Genomic DNA, 21,138 nt, shown 5'->3' with positions numbered 1-21,138 from the left:
ATGCGCGGTCGAGGAGTTCTTCTCCTCGGCCGCGCATCGGCCTGCCCGCCCCCGAGGCAACGCGCTCACCCGGACAGGCGACGCAACCAATCTCGGAGCAGCGCAACCTCATTCGGTTCGAGAACGGTAGGCTCGCCGGCACTGAGCGCGGCATGCAACGCGATCGCGGACACCGCGACAGGATTCTCCGTACCACCGCCGTCGGCGAGCTCGGCTCCGGACGACGCATCGGCCCGGACCACATATGCCAGGATCGCATCGCGCGCACGATCGGACACCGTGACGTCCCGATCGTCGGGTGGAGTGGCGATCAAGGCAAGTGCCACACCGACATTCGCGGCGAGGATCAACGGCGCGGCCGCCTCCGGAGCCACCGCCAGCCGGCCGCGTCCCGCCGCCCGTGTCAACAGCGACCGGAGCAGCCCCTCCGCATCGGCCGCGGCCGCCGGGCGCTTACCCGGCGTGACCTGCCCGTACATCACCGCATAGAACGACGGGTTCGCCAGCGCGAACTCGACATGGTCATCCCACCCCGACCGGATGTCCTCGATCGGATCCTCCGACGGCGCGTGCGCGCGCTTCACCCGCAGATACCGCTCGAAACCGTAAGCGACGACCGCATCGAGCAACCCCTGTTTGTCGCCGAAATGGTGATATAACGTCGGCGCCTGCACCGCCGCCAGGTCACAGATGGCCCGCGTAGTGATCGGCGCTCCATTGGACTCGGCGAGCAGCCGGGCGGCGGCCTCCAACAGCTTGGCCTTCGTGGAAACCACTACTTCTGTCACAGCGCTATTCTATGCTATGTAGCAAAGTTACACCCCTTTGGCGCCTGGTGTTTTCATCGCTGCCACGCAGGAGCATGCCCTGTTCTTCCAGCAGTCCGACCGCGTGGGAGATGGTGGCCGCACTGACCTGGAGCTGAGCGGCGAGTTCGGCGGCGGTGCGGCTGCCGGTCTCGGAGGTGTACAAGCAGGCCATGACGCCCGCCGCGGTACGCGGCACACCGGTCGCGACGAGGGCTGCGGTGAGCTCGCGGGCGATCGCGGCCGCGACTTCGGGTGCAGGGCCGGCGCTCTCGTTGATCGGTGCCGCCCCGGCCGGGCGTGGTTTGCGCCGGGCACGATGGGCCGCGGCGAGCTGCGCCACGTCCGCGCGGTAGCGACCCGGGCCGCCATTGCGCGCGATCTCGCGGCTGATCGTCGAGGTGGAACGGCCGAGACGGCGGGCGATTTCGGCATGATCCAGACTTTGCGCCACACCACGGGCTATCTGGTCGCCGCGGCATCACCTACGACACCGGCTGCACCCCCAGCGGGCGAAGCACACGGCCGTTGTTCGACCCAGAGGCGGCGCGGGCGGAACTGCGCGTCATCGCCGAGGAACTCCGTTGTGATGCGGTGCGCATCACCGGCGACGACCCCGAACGCCTGACCGCCGCAGCCCAGCACGCCGCCGATGCCGGGCTGGAGGTCTGGTTCTCACCATTCCCCTGCGAACTGACCCCCGAGCAGCTCTCGCTGTACTTCGCAGACTGCGCCGAGCGCGCCGAAGCGGTAGGCGCCCAGGTATTCGTCGCCGGATGCGAACTGAGCCTGTTCGGCAGCGGCTTCCTACCCGGCCCCGACACCCTGGCCAGGATCGAGACCTTCAACAGCAACGACCTCACGATGCTGGCGAGCATGGCCGAAGCCAACGCCCAGATCAACACCGCCCTGGCCGACGCAACGGCCACGGTCCGAAAACGCTTCCGCGGCAAGCTCACCTATGCCGCCGGCACCTGGGAAGACATCGACTGGACGCCTTTCGACATCATCGGAATCGACGCCTACGGCGATCCCAGCCACCCCGCCTACCGCGAGGGTCTGGCAGCCTTACAGCGGTTGGGCAAGCCGATCGCCGTAACCGAGGTCGGCTGCTGCACCTACCGAGGTGCCGCGCAACGTGGCGGAATGGGCTGGGACATCATCGATTACGACACCGAACCACCCCGCATCCAAGACGGATACACCCGCGACGAAGACGAACCGGTCCGCTATATGGGCGAACTGTTCGCCTTCTTCGAGGCCGAGCGGGTGGATACCGCGTTCTGGCACACCTTCGCCAGCTACCACCTCCCACACCATCCCAACCCGCAATTCGACACCGACCTCGCCTCCTTCGGCGTCCGCAAGGTCCTGCCCGACAACACTCTCGTGCCCAAACACGCCTACAAAGCCTTGGCCGATATCTGCAGCCGTAGCACAACACAGACGTAGACCTCCGCCGCCCGTGCGATGCGTGGCTCATGGAAGCGACCACCTACCCCCGCATGCCGCCTACTGTGGGCAATTCCAGCCCCGCAGGTGTAGCGCGAGACCCCCACCCGATATGTGTGGCAATCATCCGTTGCCGGAGCCACCACGTCGCCGGCAGGGCGACGGCCGACATCCGCCGGAACGCGCTGTATTGGCGCTGTGCGCGCCGAGCGAAGCCGTCACGTGGAAGCCGTTGGTGCGCCAGAGCCGTTGCGGCTCAATACATCCGACAGTGCCGAGTTGAGTGCGAAAGCTGGTGGCGCTGGGCTCTTCCCGCGCCATCGCCAACTCCCGACATCATCGGCTGGCCCCCTGGCGAGTTCGGGTATTTGTCACGACCAGCACTAATGGTCGAGGGTCGGTGGAGCGGACTCGAGTGCCGAGTTGTTCCACGACCCCCACCGATCCGGCCGCGGCGAGCGATCTGCTCGGCCCACTGGCCGACGCCGGTGCCACGTGGTGGCAGGAAGCCGGACCGCTCGACGCCGGGATCGACCGCCTGCCCTACGTGCTGGGTCGCATCGCGAACGGGCCGCCCGCAGTATGAGTCGATCTTCCTCGAAATCCGGACGAATTCTGACAGGCCCGCGTGGCGGGCGACCTGATGAGGTAGAGAGGCCGGACAAATGACCCAGTATGTCCGACGTCGTACGCACGCGGGTCTTCATGACCGACCTGTCTCAGTGGGAGCAGGTAAGCGAGGTCCATCGCGAGGCGTTCGGCGATACAATGCCCGCTGCAACGATTGTTCAGGTCGTCCGGCTTTTCGACCCGCGGGTACTTATCGAGATCGATGCGGAGGCGATCATTTCGTAAAAACGCACTCTTATCGCTGACTATTTGCTGTTCTGTTAGTGTCGAACGATGACAACCCATTTGACGCATTGGGGGGCGTTCGAGGCTGTCAGCGACGGGCAGCGATTGACCGAGGTCCGGGCGTGGCGCGGTGATCCGGAACCGACGCCACTGATCGGCAATATCGCTTCCGCACAACATCATCCAACGCGGATCGCGCAGCCGCACGTGCGCGCGGGGTGGTTGGATCATGGCCCGGGGGCCCCTGGGCGCGGTGAGGATCCGTTCGTGCCGGTGACATGGGAGACGGCACTGGATCTGATGGCCGGAGAATTGCGGCGGGTGTATCGAACTTTCGGTGCCGAGTCGGTGTACGGCGGCTCCTACGGGTGGGCCAGTGCGGGGCGGTTTCATCATGCGCTGAGCCAGCTGCACCGTTTCCTGAATTGTCTCGGCGGATTCGTGCACAGCGTCAACGATTACAGTATGGGTACGTGCAAGGTACTGATGCCCTACGTCCTCGGCGACATGAACTGGCTGTATTCGCATTTCACCGCCAAGTCCGTCATCGCCGAGCACACCGAGTTGGTCGTCGCCTTCGGCGGACTGTCGCCCAAGAACCAGGCGGTAGCACCGGGCGGGGCGTCACGGCATCACCGCCGCGAGTGGATTGCCACGGCACAGGCGCGTGGCTGCCGGTTCGTCTCGATCAGTCCGCTACGCGATGACATGCCGACCGAGGCGCAAGCCGAATGGCTCGCCGCGCGGCCCGGCAGCGACGCGGCGCTGATGCTGGCGCTGGCGCAGGTGCTGGACGCGGAAGGCTTGGCGGACAACGCGTTTCTGGATCGCTACACAGTGGGGTTCGATCGGTTCGCGGCGTATATGCGTGGTGCGAGCGACGGTGTGGTCAAGGATCCGGCGTGGGCCGAATCGATCACCGGCGTGCCCGCCGCCCGCATCCGCGGCCTCGCCCGCGACATGGCCGGCGCCCGCACGCTCGTCACCGTCAGCTGGTCGTTGCAGCGCGCCGAATACGGTGAACAACCCGTGTGGCTGGGCGTGGTGCTGGCGGCCATGCTGGGCCAGATCGGTTTGCCCGGAGGAGGTTTCGGTCATGGGTACGGTTGCTCAGCCACGGTAGGCGAGCCGACGCGACAGCTCGAGGTGCCACGGGTTGCCCAGGGCACCAACAGGGTCAGCACTTATATTCCGGTCGCCCGGATCGCCGATATGCTGCTCACGCCCGGGGCGGAATACGACTACAACGGGCAGCGGCTGACCTTTCCCGATATTCGGCTGGTCTACTGGTGCGGGGGTAACCCGTTCCATCATCACCAAGACCTCGCCCGGCTACGCCGCGCGTTCGACCACCCGGACACGGTCGTGGTGCATGACCCGTTCTGGACCGCCACCGCCCGCTACGCCGACATCGTGCTGCCGGCCACGATGAGCATCGAGCGCGACGACTACGGCGCCGGGACCAATGACCGGATGTTCTTCGCCATGCCCGCACTGACCGAACCGGCCGGGCAGGCCCGCGACGATTACACCATCTTCGCCGACTTGGCCGAACGCCTCGGCGTGGCACAGGCATACACCGAGGGCCGCACCTCCGGCGAATGGCTGCGCCACCTGTACGAACAGTGGCGCGCCGAGCACTCCACACCCGGCTTCGTCGTGCCCAGCTACGACGAATTCTGGGCCGGAGACGGACTCGAACTGCCGGTGGTCGAACCAGCGCAGGTGCTGTTCGCCGACTTTCGCGCCGACCCCGACGTTCACCCGCTGACCACCCCGACCGGCCGCATCGAAATCTACTCCGACACCATCGCCGCCTACGGGTATCCCGACTGTCCCGGCCATCCGGTCTGGCTACCACCGCGGGAATGGCCGGATGACCCTGCCGTGCAACGCTTTCCGCTGCATCTGATCGCCAATCAACCCAAAACCAAACTGCACAGCCAACTCGACATCGGCGCCTACAGCCGAGCCGCGAAAATCGCTGGGCGCGAACCGGTTCGGCTACATCCCGACGACGCGACGGCCCGCGGATTGCACGAGGGCCAGATCGTCCGGATCTTCAACGACCGCGGCAGCTGCCTGGCGGGCCTGGTCATCGACGACGCGGTATGCGCCGGGGTCGCCCAGCTGTCCACGGGCGCCTGGTACGACCCCGATCCCGCAGACCCGAGCTTCTGCCGACACGGAAACCCGAACGTGCTCACCGCCGACCGCCCCTCCTCCTCCCTGAGTCAAGGTTGCACCGGCCACTACGCACTGGTGCAAATCGAACCCTACGGCGCCAACCTACCACCGCTGACGGTCCTGGACCCACCTCCTACCCGCCCATAACATCCGAGCCGTAGAGATCGCCACCAGCGACTCTCCTGTCATCTCTGCTGCGCTGGGCCTGGCCGGTGACCGTTTGAGCGTGACGGACCGTTATTCGAGGTTGTCTCCAGTAATGGAAGAGGGTATCGACCGGGTCGGAATTGCCTACAATTCGGCTAGGCGCAGCGGGCCGCCAGCGCGGCACTACAGTGCCGGCTCCGCTCCACCGAGCCCGTCCACACCTGGCCGGTGACGCTTCGCGAAAAGTCCGGGTCGGCGGCACGGCTGGTGGACTCGTCGCCATATGCGAGAGAGCTCGACGAGCTGATTCAGCTCGGCTTCGAGGTCGCGTCGCTGTGTGGTGTGTGCGGCCTGCTCAGCGCGGCCGGGTGCCGGTGGTGGTGGCAGTTGCCCGCGCTGTTTCGCTACTACTGCCGCGGAGATTCGATGCGCGTAGCCGCACAATTGGTCACGTCCGGATCCGACAGCTCGACCTTCCGGTGCGTAGCGGTTCAGGCGGACGAGACAGTCCCGGATCTCCATCGTCATGCGGTGGAGTTGGCTGATCGAGTCGACCGACGTACCGGTTGCCGGGCGTTCCAGGACGACTTCGGGATAGGCGTCGGTCAGATCGCGCCATAGGGGTCGAATGCGCCGACAGTACCGTCCCGGTCGATCCCATCCGATGCGGACAAGAACGGCTCCGATAAGGGGGACGGTGAGAATAGCGGTACCAGCAATGAGTGCCACGAACGCGGTGAGCGCTTTGAACTGCATCGACGGGTCACGCGCAGCGGAGTCGGCGAGCACCGAGATCACTGTATCGACCGGCACATAGATCGACTCTATGGTCAGGTAACCGAAGTAGCCGAGGACGACAATGTAGATAGCAATTTCGCGGCCGGTGTTGTCGCCGCTGCGCAATTCCCCGATCATCATGTTGATGATCGATAGGGAACTCACTGCGAGCACTGAATAATAAGCGATCCATACGATGGCTGCTCCCCAGCCGTGATACTCGTCGATCAGCATGTTGTGCGCACGGGCGGGGGTTCCTGCCGCGAGAATCACAGCGGTAGCGGCGAGAGCCACGGCGTCGTACCGTCGCTGGCGGCGCCGCACAGTTGGTAGGTCGTCATCGGGAGAAAAAGCGAACCGGGCCATCCCGTAGATGCACATGATCGACAGCAGCAGCGGACCGAAAGACGCCTGCCGGACAACATTGATGACGTACGCATCGTCGAACACCCAGCAGACGCCGACAATGACATGTTGGACGGCGTCGTTGCGGAGCATGTCGCAGACGAGCCCGAACACCAGTGCGCGGGTGCCGAGGTGGTCCATCGGCGTTTGGTCGACCAGGATGTGGCGGCCGACGATCACGGTGGCAACGAAGACGAACGTCGTCCACTGGATGATGCCCGGTATCGCTGACGTCATCGGTGTCGGGTCCGGAAGAGCATCCGTCGCGCGACGGATGGCCGCCGGCGAGGCAGTGTGGCCTCGACCATCAGCAAATCCGCGAAAGTCTCCGCGGCCGTTTCTCGTTCGCTGCTGTAATCGTTTCGGCCGAGGACGCTTTTGATCGCCTCCGGTGACAGTGACGGCATGAGTGCGTGCAACGGCACTCGGTCCGCAGCGACGCCGTCGGACGCGCCGACTCGGTCGTGCCCTAACAGCATGTGCCCTATCTCGTGGGAGATCACGTGATCGGCGTGCCATTCGGTGTCGGCGAAGTACAAGACGATGTCGGTGTGCGTCGTCTTGATCCATAAGCCACTGGTGGTTATTCCGCATCCGACGCCGGACAGTACCGCGGGATCGTCAACCGGCTGGAGGTCGATCGGCCGCCCCCGATGTCGGCCAACCGCAGAAACAAACGCGTCGCGTTCCCACGGATAGGGTATCTCGATGTCTCGCAGCAAATCCCCGAACCGGCCTGTCACATCGGACACCGTGACTGTCCCCCTCGAAACATGTCCTACCGCACCGTAATACACGCACTGCGGCGGGCCGAGCCGAGGAAGGACTCTCTCGCAACCGTGCCGCCGCGGCCAGCGCGCTCGGTGGCGACGCACTTGGCCGCCAGGGTTCCAGATTATCGGCAGTGCGGCAACGGTTTCCGACTAATCAGTGGGAAGATTGCTCGCAGATACGACAATCGACCTCCGATACAGTGACAGTGCACGGATGGCGAGGGGACCCACACCGTTTCAGTCGGCGCGCTGATTCCGGGAGCGCAACCGCATCCTGAATCCAGCCGGCTTCAGCGTCACGAGCTCGTCGACGGCGAGTTGGTACTTCGGATCCGGCTGCAGGTCGAACGCGTACAGCACGTGCGCCAGGGTCAGCACGATTTCATGGATCGCGAACTGCCGCCCGATGCAGGAACGCAATCCGATGCCGAACGGCTTGTACGCCCCTGCCGTGCGCCGCGAGGTTGCATCCGGGGCGAACCGATCCGGATCGAACCGGTCGGCATCGGATCCCCACGCGCGCTGGTCACGATGGACGCCGAGGAGATTCACATAGACCCATTCGCCGCGCCGGATGCGGTAATCACCCAGGTGTGTGTCCTGCTTGGGACGCCGGAAGTACCCGCCTGCAACTGGCCATAATCGCAGGGTCTCATCGACCACTCGTCGCACATACTGCAGCTTCGCCACCTGCTCGTAGGTGAGTGCCGCCGGGTCACCATCGGCGATGGTGTCGACTTCCTGACGCACCCGTTCGACGATGTCGGGTCTGTCTGCCAGCGCGTGCAGAGCGAAAGTCAATGTGTTCGCACTCGTTTCGTGTCCGGCGATCAGAAAGGTGATTATCTGGTCCCGCACGACGGTCCGCGACAGCCGTTGCCCGGTCTCTGGATCCGGCGTTTCCATCATGCGCTGCAGCAGATTAGGAGCCTCGGTCGCGGCAGGCCGGTAGCCGTCGATCATGCCATCTGCGATTCGCTGCAGCTCCGCGACGTCGCGCTGATGGCGTTGTAGAGCGAATCGACCGATCGTCGCATCCAGTAGCTTGATCGAGACCGGTCGACTGGCATATCGGAGGACGTCGAGCATCACTTTCACGACCGGCAGACTCTGCGCAGCCGACGGCTCGTCGAGTTTCGTGAAGCTGTGCCCGAATCCCGCGCGGGCAATGACTTCGAGTGCCATGGAGTTCATTTCGCCCGCTACGTCGACGCGATCGCCGCTGTGTTCCCACATGCGTATCAGCTCGCCGACTACCTGCACCATCACCGGGTGGTACACGCGCATCGCCTCGCGAGTAAACCCCGGCATGAGTACGCGGTGTGCGGCCCCCCACTGCGGATCCTCGGTGGACGCGGCGATCAGCCCGGTGGGTACCACCACCTTCCGCAGGCGTCGGATCGGCGGCCCGAACTCCTTCTCCCACAGGGATTCCGATTGCACCACCGCAACGAGCTCGGCGCTGTTGACGATCACCATCCGCATCGGACCGAAACGCAACTCGTAGACCGGGCCGACCCGCTCCGAAAGCTTGGCCATCGACTGCACCGGCTTGCGAGGGTTGATCGCCAGCACGTCACCGAGCACAGGAAGTCTGCCAGGAGGATGCGGAAGCTCGTTCACAGCGCGATTGTTCCCTTCGGTTACGAAACACACGATACGGAACTGGGCGCAAACTGTCTCGAGTCCGAATCCAGCCCGCGAGGGATCCGGGGGGTTGACTGCTGCCGAACGGTCACCGGTCAGGCGACTTGCGCCGTATGAGTATCGCTCGAAGAGAGATGGCGCAGATCCGCCGGTAGACAGCATTTGCGACTACGGCTACACACTCCGGGCCTGTGACCGTTTTGAGCGTGACGGACCGTTATTCGAGCTGATCTCCAGCAATGGAAGAGGCCCCGCATCGAGTGTCTCCGATGCGGGGCCTCAATCTGAAAAGAGCTGCTAGACGCTACTTTTCAGCACTGCACGTCACCCTACTTGCAGGCTTCCTTGGCCTCCCGCCGACGCCGATGCAAAATCGGCTCGGTGTACCCGTTGGGCTGCTTTGTCCCCTCCAGGATCAACTCCTTGGCCGCCTGGAAGGCGATACTCCCCGCGAAGTCCGGCGACAGTGGCCGGTAGTTCGGGTCGCCGTCGTTCTGGCGGTCGACCACCGGTGCCATCCGTTCCAGGCTGGCGACCACCTCGTCGGCGGTGACGATGCCGTGGCGCAGCCAGTTCGCCATCAGCTGGCTCGAAATGCGCAGGGTGGCACGGTCTTCCATGAGGGCGACGTCTTCGATGTCGGGGACCTTGGAGCAGCCGACGCCCTGGTCGATCCAGCGCACCACGTAGCCGAGGATGGACTGGGAGTTGTTGTCCAGTTCCTGCTGCTTCTGCTCGGCGGACCAGTTCGGTGCCGCGGCGAGCGGGATTTCGAGGATCTGGTCGACGGTGGCGCGCGGGCCGCCCTTGATGATCTCCTGCTGCCGTTCCAGCACGTTCACCTGGTGGTAGTGGGTGACGTGCAGGGTGGCGGCGGTGGGCGACGGCACCCACGCGGTGTTGGCGCCCGCCTTCGGGTGCCCGATCTTCTGCTCGAGCATGTCGTGCATCAGATCCGGCATCGCCCACATGCCCTTGCCGATCTGCGCCTTGCCGGGCAGCCCGGTGGCCAGGCCGGTGTCGACGTTCCAGTCCTCGTAGGACTTGATCCACTGCTGGGCCTTCATGTCGGCCTTGCGGACCATCGGCCCGGCCTCCATGGAGGTGTGGATCTCGTCGCCGGTGCGGTCGAGGAAGCCGGTGTTGATGAACACGACGCGGTCGGCGGCGGCCTGGATGCAGGCCTTGAGGTTCACCGTGGTGCGGCGTTCCTCGTCCATGATGCCGACCTTGAGGGTGTTGCGCGGCAGGCCGAGCACGTCCTCGATCCGGCCGAACAGTTCGTTGGTGAACGCGACCTCGTCGGGGCCGTGCATCTTCGGCTTCACGATGTAGACCGAGCCGGTGCGGCTGTTCTTCAGCTCGGTGTCGCCGCGCAGCGAGTGGGTGGCGACGAGCGAGGTGACCAGGCCGTCCATGATGCCTTCGGGCACCTCGTTGCCCTCGGCGTCGAGGATGGCATCGCTGGTCATCAGGTGACCGACGTTGCGCACGAACAGCAGCGAACGACCGTGCAGCACAAGGTCACTGCCGTCGAGCGCGGTGTAGACGCGGTCGGGGTTCATGGTACGGGTGAAGGTCTTGTCGCCCTTGCTGACCTTTTCGGCGAGGTCGCCCTTCATCAGGCCGAGCCAGTTGCGGTAGCAGAGAACCTTGTCCTCGGCGTCCACCGCCGCCACCGAATCCTCGAAGTCCATGATCGTGGTGATCGCGGACTCGAGCACCAGGTCCTTGACGCCCGCGGTGTCGGTGCTGCCGACCGGCGACTCGGGATCGATCTGGATCTCGATGTGCAAACCGTTGTGCTTCAACAACACTGCGGTCGGCGCGGCCGGATCGCCGAGGTAGCCGACGAGCTGCGACGGATCGGCGAGACCGATCTCGGTGCCGTCCTCCAGGCCGACCTCGAGCTCACCGTCGACGATCTTGTAGGAGGTCGAGCCGATGTGCGAGCCGGTGATCAGGGTCGCGGAGTCGTCGAGGAAGTTGCGCGCCCACTCGATGACCTTGTCGCCGCGAACCTTGTTGTAGCCCTTGCCCTTCTCCGCGCCGTTGGCCTCGGAGATGGCGTCGGTGCCGTAGAGCGCGTCGTAGAGCGAGCCCCAGCGCGCGTTGGCGGCGTTGATCGCGAAGCGGGCGTTCATCACCGGCACCACGAGCTGCGGGCCCGCGGTGGTGGCGATCTCGGTGTCCACGTTCTGGGTGGCGATCTGGAAATCGGCGGGTTCGGGGCGCAGGTAGCCGATTTCGCTCAGGAAGCTCTTGTAGGCGGCCTTGTCGTAGTTCGCGCCGGGGTGCTCGGCGTGCCAGGCGTCGACCTTGCCCTGGATCTCGTCGCGTTCGGCGAGCAGCGCGCGATTGCGCGGTGCGAGATCGTTGATGACCTGCTCGGCTCCGGCCCAGAACGCGGCGGAATCTACGCCGGATCCGGGGAGCGCCTGGTTCTCGATGAACTCGTGGAGAACGCTGGCCACCTGAAGCCCGCCGACCTGAATCCGCTCTGTCATCTACTGCCTCACTTCTGAGAAAGCCGGGTGGGAAAGACGCATCCATGTTACCCGTGGGTAGTGATAACACCCCGTACCGGGTCGAACGCGGCCTCTCGCCGTGGGAATTTCGGCACGCCGATCGTGAGGGGATCGATCAGTCGGCGCGTCGCGGGGTGTCGACGGTCGGCCGGACAGCCCCTTGATTGTATCGCCGCCGCGATTTAATGTACTGATCGGAACATTTACTGATCGAGCGGGAGTGTGCGTGTCGCTGAAAGACAAGGTCGTCGTGGTGACCGGCGGTAGCCGGGGCCTCGGCAAAGAGATGGTGCTCGCGTTCGCCGCGGCGGGTGCGGACGTGGTGATCGCCAGCCGCAAACTCGACAGTTGCGTGGCACTGGCGGAGCAGGTGCGCACCACCCACGGCCGCCGGGCGCTGCCGGTGGCCTGCAATGTCAGCGACTGGGCGCAGTGCGACGCACTGGTGGAGACCGTGTACGCCGAATTCGGCCGGGTCGACGTGCTGGTGAACAACGCGGGCCTCTCCCCCCTCTACCCGAGCCTGGATCAGGTCTCGGAGGCCCTGTTCGACAAGGTGATCGGCGTGAACCTCAAAGGGCCGTTCCGGATCTCCTCGCTGATCGGCACCCGAATGGCGGCCGACGGCGGCGGTTCGATCATCAACATCTCCTCGATCGAGGCGGTCCGGCCCGCGCCGTTCGCGCTGCCCTATGCCGCCGCGAAGGCCGGATTGAACACGCTCACCGCGGGTCTCGCGCAGAGTTTCGGACCGACGGTGCGGGTCAACACGATTCAGTGCGGCGCCTTCGCCACCGACATCTCCAAGGCTTGGACCGACGAGATGCGCACGCACCTCGACACTCTCAACGCCCAGCAACGAGTCGGCCAACCGCACGAGATCGTGGGTGCCGCAATATTCTTCGCCACGGACGCCGCTGCCTTCTGCACCGGCGCCACCCTCGCACTGGACGGCGGTTGGCGATGAAAGCACTGACTTACCAAGGCCCGCGGCAGATCTCGTACTCCGACGTGCCCGACCCCACCCTCACCGCGCCGGACAGCGCGATCATCCGGGTCACCGCGACCGGCATCTGCGGCAGTGACCTGCACATCTACGGCGGGCACGGCTTCACCGACAAGACCGGTTACAGCGTCGGCCACGAAGCCGTCGGCGAGATCGTCGAACTCGGCCCGGAGGTGCGTCGCCTCGCGGTCGGCGACCGGGTGCTGGTGGCCGCATCCGCCGGATGCGACCGCTGCGCCAAATGCCGGGTCGGCATCGTGGCCGCCTGCGAGCGCACGCCGCTGGCGATCGACGCCTGCTACGGGCTCGGTGGCGCACTGCCCGGCGGGCAGGCCGAGCTGCTCGCCGTGCCGCACGCCGACGGGAACCTGGTGCGGCTGCCCGAGGAAGTCAGCGACGCCGCCGCGGTGGTGCTCACCGACAACGCGCCCACCGCTTGGTACGGCGCCCGGCGTGCGCGCATCGCGCCCGGCGAGACCGTCGTGGTCATCGGCCTCGGCCCGGTCGGGTTGATGGCGATCCAGTCGGCGTTCGCGATGGGTGCGGCGCGGGTGCTCGGCGTCGACCTGATCCCCGAGCGCCGCAAGCAGGCCGCCGAACTCGGCGCCGAGCCGATCGAGGCCGACGACCCCAAGCTCGCGATCCGCGACATGCTCGACGGCGGCGCCGATGTCGCGATCGAAGCCGTCGGCGCCGACGCCACCATCAAGCTGGCCATCAGCGCGGTCGGCCACCGCGGCCGGGTGAGCGTCATCGGCGTCAACCAGAACCGGGCCTACCCGTTCCATATGCCACTGGCTCAGGTCAAGGAGCTCGAGTTCCATATCGGCCTGTGCTCGATCCAGTACGAGCTACCCACCTTGCTGAAGCTCACCGCGGCGGGCAGGCTACGTCCCGAAGCCGTTGTCACCCATCCGCTTCCGATGTCCGAGGGCCCGGACGCCTACCGGTTGTTCGCCGAGCGCGCGGACGGGGTGAGCAAGGTCGTGCTGGACCCGGCCCGATGAGTGCCCCATCGCACTCCACGCGGGGGAATGAGGCGCCGCCGATATCGCACCGGTATCGGACGCGACCGAGCGCGGTGAGCCTATGACCCGGGGACCCGATATCGCACCGACCCGCCGCCGCGGCCGCCCGCCGGCCGCCGAATCGACGGCGGGCGACACCCGGCAACGCATCGTGCGCGCCGCGGTAGAGCTGTTCGCGGAGAAGGGATTCCACGGCACCGGCGTCGCGGAGATCGGCGACCGCGCCGACGTGCAGCGCGGCGCGCTGTACTACCACATCGGTTCCAAGGAGGAACTGCTCTGGCAGATCCTGCACGACTACATTCAGCTGATGCTGGTCGACGCCGAACGCATCACCGCGAGCGCCGACGACCCGATCACCAAGCTGCGCAAGCTGATCCACAGCCACGTCGGGCTGATCATCGATCACCGCCGCGAGGTCGCGATCCAGCTGCGCGACGTCACCGCGCTCAGCGGTGAACGCGGCGCGCAGCTACAAGAACTCCGCGACCGGGTGCAGCACTGCTGGCAGCGGACGATCGACGCGGGCCACGCCGCCAGCCTGTTGCGCACCGACGACCACGTGGTCACCAACAGCGTGCTCGGCATGCTGAACATGGTGACCTTCTGGTATCGGCCGCACGGCGAGCACTCCCCCGCCGAGATCGCCGACATCCTCGCGACCACCTTCCTCGACGGCGTGGTGAGCACGTCCGACAACCATACGAAAGGCTGACCATGGCTTGGGATTTCGAGACCGACCCGGACTTCCAGCAGAAGCTGGACTGGGCGGCGGAATTTGTCCGCACCGAGGTGGAGCCGCTCGATCTGCTCTACCCGAACCCCTACGACCGCACCGACAAAGAGGCGATGGCGCTCATGCGCCCGCTCAAGGAACAGGTCAAGGAGCAGGGACTGTGGGCCTGCCACCTCGGTCCCGAGCTCGGCGGCCAGGGCTACGGGCAGATGAAGCTGGCCCTGCTCAACGAGGTGCTCGGCACCTCGTTCTGGGCACCGTCGGTCTTCGGTTGCCAGGCACCGGATTCCGGTAACGCCGAGATCCTCGCGCACTACGGCACCGCGGAGCAGAAGGCGAAATACCTGGCGCCGCTGCTGGCCGGCGAGATCGGTTCTTGTTATGTGATGACCGAACCCACCGGCGGCTCGGACCCGACGACGTTCAAGACGCGCGCCGTGCGCGACGGCGACCACTGGGTGATCAACGGCGAGAAGTGGTTCAACTCCAACGCCCAGTTCGCCAGCTTCCACATCGTCATGGTGGTCACCAACACCGAAGTCAGCCCGTACCAGGGCATGTCGATGTTCATCGTGCCCGCCGACACCCCCGGCCTGGAGATCGTCAAGAACTTCCACGTGCACGGGTTCAGCGAGCACGAGGGCCCCCTGCGCTTCCCCGACGTCCGCGTCCCCGCCGACCACCTGCTCGGCGCCGAAGGCCAAGGCTTCATCGTCGCGCAGACCCGCCTCGGCGGCGGCCGCGTGCACCACGCCATGCGCACGGTCGCGTTGGTGCGCAAGGCCTTCGACATGATGGCCGAACGCGCGGTCTCTCGTCCCATGCGCAAGGGCCCGCTGGCCGGCCTGCAGATGACCCAGGAACGCATCGCGGACAGCTGGATCGAGATGGAGCAGTTCCGCCTGCTGGTGCTACGCACCGCGTGGCGCATCGACAAGGAACAGGACTACCTGAAGGTGCGCAAGGACATTGCCGCCATCAAGGTGGCCATGCCCAAGGTGATGCACGACATCGCCCAGCGCGCACTGCATCTGCACGGCGCGATCGGCGTCAGCACCGACCTGCCCTTCGTGGACATGATGAACTACGCCGAGGTGATGGCGATCGCCGACGGCCCCACCGAGGTACACAAGATCACCCTCGCCAAGGAGGTCCTCAAGGACTACGCGCCGGGCGATCCCGTCTACCCCAGCGGCTACCGCCCGGCCCTGCGCGAAAAGGCCCGCGAGCTCGTCGCCCAGCGCCTCGAACACATCGTCGGCAACCTGTAGGACGTGCACCCGGACCTCGACCCACGGGTTCGAGGTCCGGACCGGCGCCGCACTCGATTACGAAGCGCGCGAAGCGAAGTCGACCGGCACCGCACCGGTGTACGGCGCCATCGGACTCAACCGGAGCACCGACGGCATCCGGCGGGTCAGCGCGGCCGGACCGGCGAAGGACAGCCGCCCGGTCCGAATCGCCTGTAGCACCGGCAATTTGCCGAGCCACACCAGATACAACGAGCCGACGTCGGAGATGATGGCGACGTCGACCGGATAACCGGGATCGGCCGCGCACACCGACGGCACCCCGGACTCGACGACGATCCAGAATCGGTGCGGCACATCGGTGAAGCGGACGGCGAGCACATGTCGTTTGCCGGGAAACGACGAGGTGTCCAGGCGTGTGTGCATCCACCACACCAGCACCGCCGGATCCAGCTCGGCCTGCCGCGGAGCACTGAAGGCCCACCGTGCACCCCACTCCCCGAGACCGAACAGGATCGGCTCCAGTTCCCGGCCCGCCGCGGTGAGCAGATACGCCGAGCCGACCTTCTCGACCAGCCCCGCCCGCTCGAACTGCCGCAGCCGTTTGGCCAGCAGACTGCGCGACAATCCCGGCAAGCCACGGGCGAGATCGTTGTAGCGCGCCGTGCCGAGCAGCAGATCACGCAGGATCAGCAGCGACCAGCGCTCACCGAGGACGTCGAGCGCCCGGGAGATCGGACAGTACTGGCCGTAACCGGGTGTCGTCATGGTCACCTCGCGATCAGGGGTCCATTTCTTGGACCGGAAGAGTCCACTTTCTGGACTATTCGGTTATCGCGGCCGTTCCTACCTTCGAAACATGACGACAACATCCGCTCACCTCACCACCACCGACTGGGTCGCGCTCGCGCGGCAGGTCGGCGAAGCCCTGCGCCCCGAAGTTGCCGCCCGCGACCACAGTGGCGAGTTCTCCCCGACCGCGTTCGAGATGCTGCGCGTCACCGGCCTGTCGGCCGCGCTGGTGCCCGCCGCATTCGGTGGCGGCGGCGCCACGCACCGCGAGATGGGCGAGATCCTGCGTGAACTCGGCCGCCACGACCCGTCCACCGCGGTCGCGTTCGCGATGCACACCCACCTCGTCGCCGCGCAGGTCTGGCGGCACCACCACGGCATCGACGCCGCACCGCTGTTCGGCAAGGTGGTCGACGGTGCGATCCTGATCAGCACCGGCGCGGCGGACTGGGTCGGTTCCAGCGGCCGCGCCGAGCAGGTCGAGGGCGGCTATCGGGTGCACGCCCGCAAGGCGCCGGCCAGCGGCGTCGAGGCGGGCACCCTGCTGGTCACCAGTATTCGGTGGGAGGACGCGCCCGACGGCCCGCAGGTGCTGCACTGCGCCATCCCGGTCGGCGCACCCGGTGTTCGTATCGAAAAGACCTGGGACACATTGGGATTACGGGCCAGCGGCTCGCACACCGTGATTCTCGACGACGTCTTCGTGCCCGATGCCGCTGTGTCCCTGCTCCGCCGCGCCGACGTCTGGCCACCGCTGTTGAACGTCGTGATGGGCGCGGCGATGCCGCTGGTGATGGCGGCCTACCTCGGCATCGCCGACGCGGCGGTCGACCTCGCCACCGCCCTGGCGGCCGACCGGGCCGACGCACCCACCTTCCAACTCGCCGGCGAAATGGCCAACGCGCACACCACTGCCGCCGACCTGATCGAGGCCATGTTCGCCGGCTCGAACAACCTGCACTTCGACAACACCGACAGTTACGCCAGCCGCACCCTGAGCCGCAAGACCGCGGCTGCGGACGCGCTGATCGCCACTGTCCGCCTTGCCATCGAAACCGTTGGCGGGCTGGGTTATTCGCGCGCCTGCGAGCTCGAGATGCTGTACCGGGATGTGCACGGCTGCCTGTTCCATCCGCTGCCCCGAGCCAAGCAGACCCGGTTCACCGGGCGAGTCCTGCTCGGACACTCGCCGATCGGTTAACACCGCGGCTGTCTGCCCCCATGACCGAGTGGGGGCAATAACCCACGCAGCGGTGTTGAATGAGACACAACGGTCGTCCCGGAGGAGGAAACCATGGTGTCCGTACGCAAGATCGCGCGTTCTCCGATCACGTGGACGCTGGCCGTTCTGCTCGTCATCGGACTCGGTGTGGGGCTGGCACTGACCCAGCCGTGGCGGTTGTTCACCAACACCACGGTCAACGAGGCCGCGCCCGCTGTCACCGCCCCGGCGGCGCCTGGCGAGCCCGCCCAGCCGCGGACGCTCGCGCGCGGCAGCCTCATCTCGCACGAGCATCAGACCTCCGGCTCCGTGGTGATCCTGCAACTGCCCGACGGCAGCCGGGTACTGCGGCTCGAGGACCTCGACACCTCCGACGGCCCCGACCTGCATGTCTGGCTCACCGACGCCGAGGTGCTCGAGGGTAAGGCGGGCTGGTTCGTCTTCGACGACGGCAGCCACACCGATCTCGGCAGCCTCAAAGGCAACAAGGGCAGCCAGAACTATGCCATCGCCGCCGACACCGACCTTTCGGCACTGACCAGTGTCACGATCTGGTGTGAGCGATTCCGGGTCTCCTTCGGCGCCGCCCAGCTCCAGAGCGTCTGACCCCTGGGCCGGTCCGGAAATAAATGACCCGACAGCGGTAGGTCCGTTATGTCACCATGGGATTCGACGATGATCACCAGGTAGCGGTGATCCACGAGCGTATGGAGAGGAGGAGGTGGCGATGATTCCGATGAAGGCGAACGACGCTGCGGTGCAACGATTGTCGACCGGCAAACCCGCATTCGACCGACAGCTGAGCTGCGGACATGAAAACGGCCACCTCCCGGCCGATAGCTGACCGCCCTCCGCGCCCGCCCGCTCGACCTCTCCCGAAACATGGTGATTCCCATGCCATTTCGCCATGCCGCCGACCCTGCGGCACTCACCCCCGACAACTGGATACGCACCGGCGTGCTGGTACTGAACGCCTCCTACGAGGCGCTCGACATGATCAGCGCCGACCGGGCCGTCGTGCTGCTGCTGGCGGGCGCCGCAGAGTCGATCGCCGACCGGGCGCCGCACTTCCCGGTCCGCTCGAAGCACTGCGAAGTGCTGCTACCGGAGACCATCCGGCTGCTGCGCTACGTATACATCGAGCACAGCGCGCGGGTACACGACGAGAGCCGGGCCACCTTGGCCGGCGTCCTGCGCCGCGACCGGAACCGGTGCGGCTACTGCGCCGCCTGGGCCCGCACCGTCGACCACATCCGCCCGCGCAGCCGGGGTGGCCCGAACACCTGGAGCAACCTCGTCGCCTGCTGCGGACCGTGCAATACGACCAAGGCCGACCGCACCCCGGAGGAAGCGGGCATGCGGCTGCTGTGGCAACCCAAGGCACCCAACCACCACGTGAAGCAACAGCGGCAGATCTGGAAGCAGCTCGCCGCCACCTGACCACCGAGAAAGGAGAGATCGCGATGACCGTTCGCAACCAGACCGCCGCGGTCGTGCAGCTGACCCTGGCCGAGCTGCTCCCGCTCTCGGACTCCCGAGAGTGGCATCGGGCGGCCTGCCGGGGTGATCCGCATCACGAGGCGTGGTTCCCGTACCCCTCGCAGGATTTCGACTACGCCCGCGGCGTCTGCGCGGGCTGTCCCATTCGCGCGGCCTGTGCCGAATTCGCTGCCCGCACCGGACAGTCCGGCGTATGGGGTGGTCACGAATTCGACCGCGGGCAGCTGATTCGCCCCTGAACACCGCCGTCGTGCCCGCCGTGGGCACGGCGGCGGGCGTTTCGCGGCGGCTCGCCGATCTCGGCGAGCCCGCAAACCGCAGGTGAACATACACTGTGCAGCGTGGGCACTCATCGCAGCGGAGCCAGATCCCGAGGCATCAGCAAAGGTCCGGTTATCGCAGTGGTCGCCATCGTGCTGCTGGTCGCCGGGGTCTTCGCGTGGTTCCAATTACGGGACCGGGCGGCCGACGAGGACAGCGCCGCGGCGGCGGAGTGCGTGTCCGGCCCCTCGACGCTGTATGTGACCGCCGATCCGGACATCGCCACGCTGGTCCGCGCCGCCGCCGACCGGTACAACGCGACCAAACCGCGGGTGCGCGACCACTGCGCCCAGGTTGCGGTGACCGCGCAGCCCTCGGCCGCCGTCGTCGCCGCCTTCACCAGCGGCAAGCCGTGGGACCAGTCCCTCGGCCCGCAACCGGTGTTGTGGATCCCTGATTCGTCGCGCTCGATCGAGGCCATGCGGGTGCCCGGGCTGATCGAGGGCACGCCCGCGCCGATCGCGGTGAGCCCGATCGTGCTCGCGGTGCCCGACGAATTGCGTGGCGCGCTCGACCAAGCCAAGACCACCTGGGCGGATCTGTCACGCCTGCAACAGGGTTCGCTCGACGACATCGGCCTGTCCGGCTGGGGCGGCCTACGCATGGCGTTGCCGCCCGGCGATGCCTCGCTGGCCGCCGCCGTCGCTGTCGGGTCCGTGGTCTCCGGCGCCGAGCCGCTCACCGAGCAGGCCGCGCAATCCGGTCAGGCCGTATCCGCCATCTCCGGACTCGCCGCCGGCGCACCTGAGGCACCACACACCGCCGCGGCGTTCGGCATCATCGCGAGCGCACCGCAGACAGCCACCGTGCACGCCGTCGCCACCACCGAACAGCAGGCGAAAACCCAACCGGGACTTACCGTCTACCAGCCGACCGGAGCCGCACCGGTCGCCGACCACCCCGCCGCGCTGATGTCCGGCCCCTGGGTGGACAAGACACAGAATCTCATCGGCGGCCTTTTCGCCGACTACCTGCGCGCCCCCGAGCAAGCTCAAACGTTCACCGCCGCAGGGTTCACCACGGCGACGGCGACCACCCCGGTGCCGGCACGCGCCGCGCTCGACAAGGTGCGCGACACCATGGCCAATCCGGTGCTCGGCGTGCAATCCACTGTCCTGGTGGACGTCTCGGCGTCCATGACGACCACCGACGGTTCGATGACCCGGCTCGCGAATGTCCTTGCCGCCCTGAACTCCACGATGACCGTGATGCCGCCCGACTTCGGCCTCGGCGTCTGGACCTTCGGCAAAAACCTCGACGGCAATACGCCGTACAAGGTGCAGGCGGCGACCGCTCCGCTCACCAACGAGCAGCGCACCAAGCTCAGCACCGCGTTGAATGCCGTGCGCGCCAGCGATGTTCGCGCCGACCAGGCCTACCCGACACTGATCGCCGCGTACAAGAACGCGATCAAGGGATACACTGCGGGCCGCACCAACTCGGTGCTGCTCATCACCGACGGACCCGAGGACGACTCGACGGTCACCGGCGCGAAACTCGCCAGCGATATGGCGGCCGCGATCGACCGGGCCCATCCGGTTCGCGTCGACATCATCGTGATCGGCGGGCAAGGCACGCAGACGCTGAAGAGCATCTCCGAGCAGTCCGGCGGCACCTACACCCGCGTGGCGACCTCCGACGATCTCAAATTCGCGTCCGCCGTCGTGCAATCCCTCACGACGCCGTAGCTCGCCGCCCAGACGAAG

The 21,138-nt window shown here is 66.4% G+C and carries 18 protein-coding genes and 2 pseudogenes; 13 read left to right on the top strand and 7 right to left on the bottom strand.

The window, feature by feature from the left end; translation table 11 throughout:
• Nucleotides 1-65: 65 nt before the first annotated feature.
• From DBO33_RS19980 to DBO33_RS44000, 3 genes and pseudogenes are all read right to left on the bottom strand, one after another.
• Nucleotides 66-788, bottom strand: a complete 723-nt coding sequence (locus DBO33_RS19980) for a TetR/AcrR family transcriptional regulator (RefSeq protein WP_199856699.1) — start codon at nucleotides 786-788, stop codon at nucleotides 66-68.
• Between the two features lie 4 nt (nucleotides 789-792).
• A pseudogene (locus DBO33_RS44005) lies at nucleotides 793-996 on the bottom strand (MarR family transcriptional regulator); the annotation flags it as partial.
• 102 nt (nucleotides 997-1,098) lie between these two features.
• Nucleotides 1,099-1,272: pseudogene (locus DBO33_RS44000) on the bottom strand (helix-turn-helix domain-containing protein); the annotation flags it as partial.
• Nucleotides 1,273-1,334: 62 nt separating this feature from the next.
• Between DBO33_RS44000 and DBO33_RS19970 the strand changes: the two are divergent.
• The 4 genes from DBO33_RS19970 to DBO33_RS19960 all read left to right on the top strand — a co-directional run bounded on the left by DBO33_RS19970 (nucleotide 1,335) and on the right by DBO33_RS19960 (nucleotide 5,447).
• Nucleotides 1,335-2,258 (top strand): hypothetical protein, encoded by a 924-nt coding sequence (locus tag DBO33_RS19970; protein ID WP_199856698.1) that lies wholly within the window; start codon nucleotides 1,335-1,337, stop codon nucleotides 2,256-2,258.
• A 415-nt stretch (nucleotides 2,259-2,673) separates the two neighbouring features.
• Nucleotides 2,674-2,844 carry a hypothetical protein gene (locus tag DBO33_RS42890; RefSeq protein WP_159080373.1) on the top strand — a complete coding sequence of 57 codons (171 nt, stop codon included), beginning with the start codon at nucleotides 2,674-2,676 and terminating at the stop codon, nucleotides 2,842-2,844.
• A gap of 89 nt (nucleotides 2,845-2,933) precedes the next feature.
• Nucleotides 2,934-3,113, top strand: coding sequence for a Rid family hydrolase (locus DBO33_RS19965; protein WP_107656401.1), 180 nt, complete (start codon nucleotides 2,934-2,936; stop codon nucleotides 3,111-3,113).
• Nucleotides 3,114-3,161: 48 nt separating this feature from the next.
• On the top strand, nucleotides 3,162-5,447 hold the full coding sequence (locus DBO33_RS19960; RefSeq protein WP_107656400.1) for a molybdopterin-dependent oxidoreductase: 2,286 nt from the start codon (nucleotides 3,162-3,164) through the stop codon (nucleotides 5,445-5,447).
• 183 nt (nucleotides 5,448-5,630) lie between these two features.
• On the opposite strand, the gene DBO33_RS19955 is transcribed toward DBO33_RS19960, so the two are convergent.
• From DBO33_RS19955 to DBO33_RS19940, 3 genes are all read right to left on the bottom strand, one after another.
• Nucleotides 5,631-6,866 carry an MAB_1171c family putative transporter gene (locus DBO33_RS19955; RefSeq protein ID WP_107656399.1) on the bottom strand — a complete coding sequence of 412 codons (1,236 nt, stop codon included), beginning with the start codon at nucleotides 6,864-6,866 and terminating at the stop codon, nucleotides 5,631-5,633.
• A 773-nt stretch (nucleotides 6,867-7,639) separates the two neighbouring features.
• Entirely contained in the window at nucleotides 7,640-9,211 is a 1,572-nt protein-coding gene (locus DBO33_RS19945) for a cytochrome P450 (RefSeq protein ID WP_107656397.1), read from the bottom strand.
• Between the two features lie 167 nt (nucleotides 9,212-9,378).
• Nucleotides 9,379-11,556, bottom strand: coding sequence for a malate synthase G (locus tag DBO33_RS19940; protein WP_107656396.1), 2,178 nt, complete (start codon nucleotides 11,554-11,556; stop codon nucleotides 9,379-9,381).
• A gap of 247 nt (nucleotides 11,557-11,803) precedes the next feature.
• On the opposite strand from DBO33_RS19940, the gene DBO33_RS19935 reads away from it, so the two are divergent.
• From DBO33_RS19935 to DBO33_RS19920, 4 genes are all read left to right on the top strand, one after another.
• Nucleotides 11,804-12,544 carry an SDR family NAD(P)-dependent oxidoreductase gene (locus DBO33_RS19935; protein WP_107656395.1) on the top strand — a complete coding sequence of 247 codons (741 nt, stop codon included), beginning with the start codon at nucleotides 11,804-11,806 and terminating at the stop codon, nucleotides 12,542-12,544.
• Nucleotides 12,541-13,590, top strand: coding sequence for an alcohol dehydrogenase catalytic domain-containing protein (locus DBO33_RS19930; protein WP_107656394.1), 1,050 nt, complete (start codon nucleotides 12,541-12,543; stop codon nucleotides 13,588-13,590). Before DBO33_RS19935 ends, DBO33_RS19930 begins: the two co-directional genes overlap by 4 nt.
• 82 nt (nucleotides 13,591-13,672) lie before the next feature.
• Nucleotides 13,673-14,326, top strand: coding sequence for a TetR/AcrR family transcriptional regulator (locus DBO33_RS19925; RefSeq protein WP_107656393.1), 654 nt, complete (start codon nucleotides 13,673-13,675; stop codon nucleotides 14,324-14,326).
• Nucleotides 14,327-14,328: 2 nt separating this feature from the next.
• A complete protein-coding gene (locus DBO33_RS19920; RefSeq protein ID WP_107656392.1) occupies nucleotides 14,329-15,618 on the top strand; it encodes an acyl-CoA dehydrogenase family protein in 1,290 nt (429 codons plus the stop codon).
• Between the two features lie 57 nt (nucleotides 15,619-15,675).
• Here the strand turns inward: DBO33_RS19920 and DBO33_RS19915 are convergent, their stop codons facing one another.
• Nucleotides 15,676-16,365 (bottom strand): winged helix-turn-helix transcriptional regulator, encoded by a 690-nt coding sequence (locus tag DBO33_RS19915; protein ID WP_107660423.1) that lies wholly within the window; start codon nucleotides 16,363-16,365, stop codon nucleotides 15,676-15,678.
• A 91-nt stretch (nucleotides 16,366-16,456) separates the two neighbouring features.
• Between DBO33_RS19915 and DBO33_RS19910 the strand changes: the two genes are divergently transcribed.
• The 5 genes from DBO33_RS19910 to DBO33_RS19890 all read left to right on the top strand — a co-directional run bounded on the left by DBO33_RS19910 (nucleotide 16,457) and on the right by DBO33_RS19890 (nucleotide 21,120).
• Nucleotides 16,457-17,590, top strand: a complete 1,134-nt coding sequence (locus tag DBO33_RS19910; RefSeq protein ID WP_107656391.1) for an acyl-CoA dehydrogenase family protein — start codon at nucleotides 16,457-16,459, stop codon at nucleotides 17,588-17,590.
• A 93-nt stretch (nucleotides 17,591-17,683) separates the two neighbouring features.
• The gene (locus DBO33_RS19905) at nucleotides 17,684-18,217 is read left to right on the top strand and encodes a DM13 domain-containing protein (protein ID WP_107656390.1); all 534 of its coding nucleotides are present in this window, start codon (nucleotides 17,684-17,686) and stop codon (nucleotides 18,215-18,217) included.
• Nucleotides 18,218-18,505: 288 nt separating this feature from the next.
• The gene (locus DBO33_RS19900) at nucleotides 18,506-19,051 is read left to right on the top strand and encodes an HNH endonuclease (protein ID WP_107660422.1); all 546 of its coding nucleotides are present in this window, start codon (nucleotides 18,506-18,508) and stop codon (nucleotides 19,049-19,051) included.
• Nucleotides 19,052-19,074: 23 nt separating this feature from the next.
• The gene (locus DBO33_RS19895; RefSeq protein ID WP_107656389.1) at nucleotides 19,075-19,350 is read left to right on the top strand and encodes a WhiB family transcriptional regulator; all 276 of its coding nucleotides are present in this window, start codon (nucleotides 19,075-19,077) and stop codon (nucleotides 19,348-19,350) included.
• A 102-nt stretch (nucleotides 19,351-19,452) separates the two neighbouring features.
• Nucleotides 19,453-21,120 (top strand): VWA domain-containing protein, encoded by a 1,668-nt coding sequence (locus DBO33_RS19890; protein WP_199856697.1) that lies wholly within the window; start codon nucleotides 19,453-19,455, stop codon nucleotides 21,118-21,120.
• The last annotated feature ends 18 nt before the right edge of the window (nucleotides 21,121-21,138 follow it).

It is taken from the genome of Nocardia suismassiliense, from assembly GCF_900269665.1.
Lineage (GTDB): Bacteria > Actinomycetota > Actinomycetes > Mycobacteriales > Mycobacteriaceae > Nocardia > Nocardia suismassiliense.
The sequence above is the reverse complement of the archived record's forward strand: the minus strand, read 5'-3'. Positions and strand labels throughout refer to the sequence as shown.

Excerpts from the sequence above, each read along its gene's own strand:
- DBO33_RS19930 (WP_107656394.1), top strand. The coding sequence starts at position 12,541 with ATGAAAGCACTGACTTACCAAGGCCCGCGGCAGATCTCGTACTCCGAC.
- DBO33_RS19945 (WP_107656397.1), bottom strand. The coding sequence starts at position 9,211 with ATGCTGTCTACCGGCGGATCTGCGCCATCTCTCTTCGAGCGATACTCA.
- DBO33_RS19940 (WP_107656396.1), bottom strand. The coding sequence starts at position 11,556 with ATGACAGAGCGGATTCAGGTCGGCGGGCTTCAGGTGGCCAGCGTTCTC.
- DBO33_RS19955 (WP_107656399.1), bottom strand. The coding sequence starts at position 6,866 with ATGACGTCAGCGATACCGGGCATCATCCAGTGGACGACGTTCGTCTTC.
- DBO33_RS19895 (WP_107656389.1), top strand. The coding sequence starts at position 19,075 with ATGACCGTTCGCAACCAGACCGCCGCGGTCGTGCAGCTGACCCTGGCC.
- DBO33_RS19960 (WP_107656400.1), top strand. The coding sequence starts at position 3,162 with ATGACAACCCATTTGACGCATTGGGGGGCGTTCGAGGCTGTCAGCGAC.
- DBO33_RS19910 (WP_107656391.1), top strand. The coding sequence starts at position 16,457 with ATGACGACAACATCCGCTCACCTCACCACCACCGACTGGGTCGCGCTC.
- DBO33_RS19925 (WP_107656393.1), top strand. The coding sequence starts at position 13,673 with ATGACCCGGGGACCCGATATCGCACCGACCCGCCGCCGCGGCCGCCCG.
- DBO33_RS19915 (WP_107660423.1), bottom strand. The coding sequence starts at position 16,365 with ATGACGACACCCGGTTACGGCCAGTACTGTCCGATCTCCCGGGCGCTC.
- DBO33_RS19905 (WP_107656390.1), top strand. The coding sequence starts at position 17,684 with ATGGTGTCCGTACGCAAGATCGCGCGTTCTCCGATCACGTGGACGCTG.
- DBO33_RS19900 (WP_107660422.1), top strand. The coding sequence starts at position 18,506 with ATGCCATTTCGCCATGCCGCCGACCCTGCGGCACTCACCCCCGACAAC.
- DBO33_RS19965 (WP_107656401.1), top strand. The coding sequence starts at position 2,934 with ATGTCCGACGTCGTACGCACGCGGGTCTTCATGACCGACCTGTCTCAG.
- DBO33_RS19920 (WP_107656392.1), top strand. The coding sequence starts at position 14,329 with ATGGCTTGGGATTTCGAGACCGACCCGGACTTCCAGCAGAAGCTGGAC.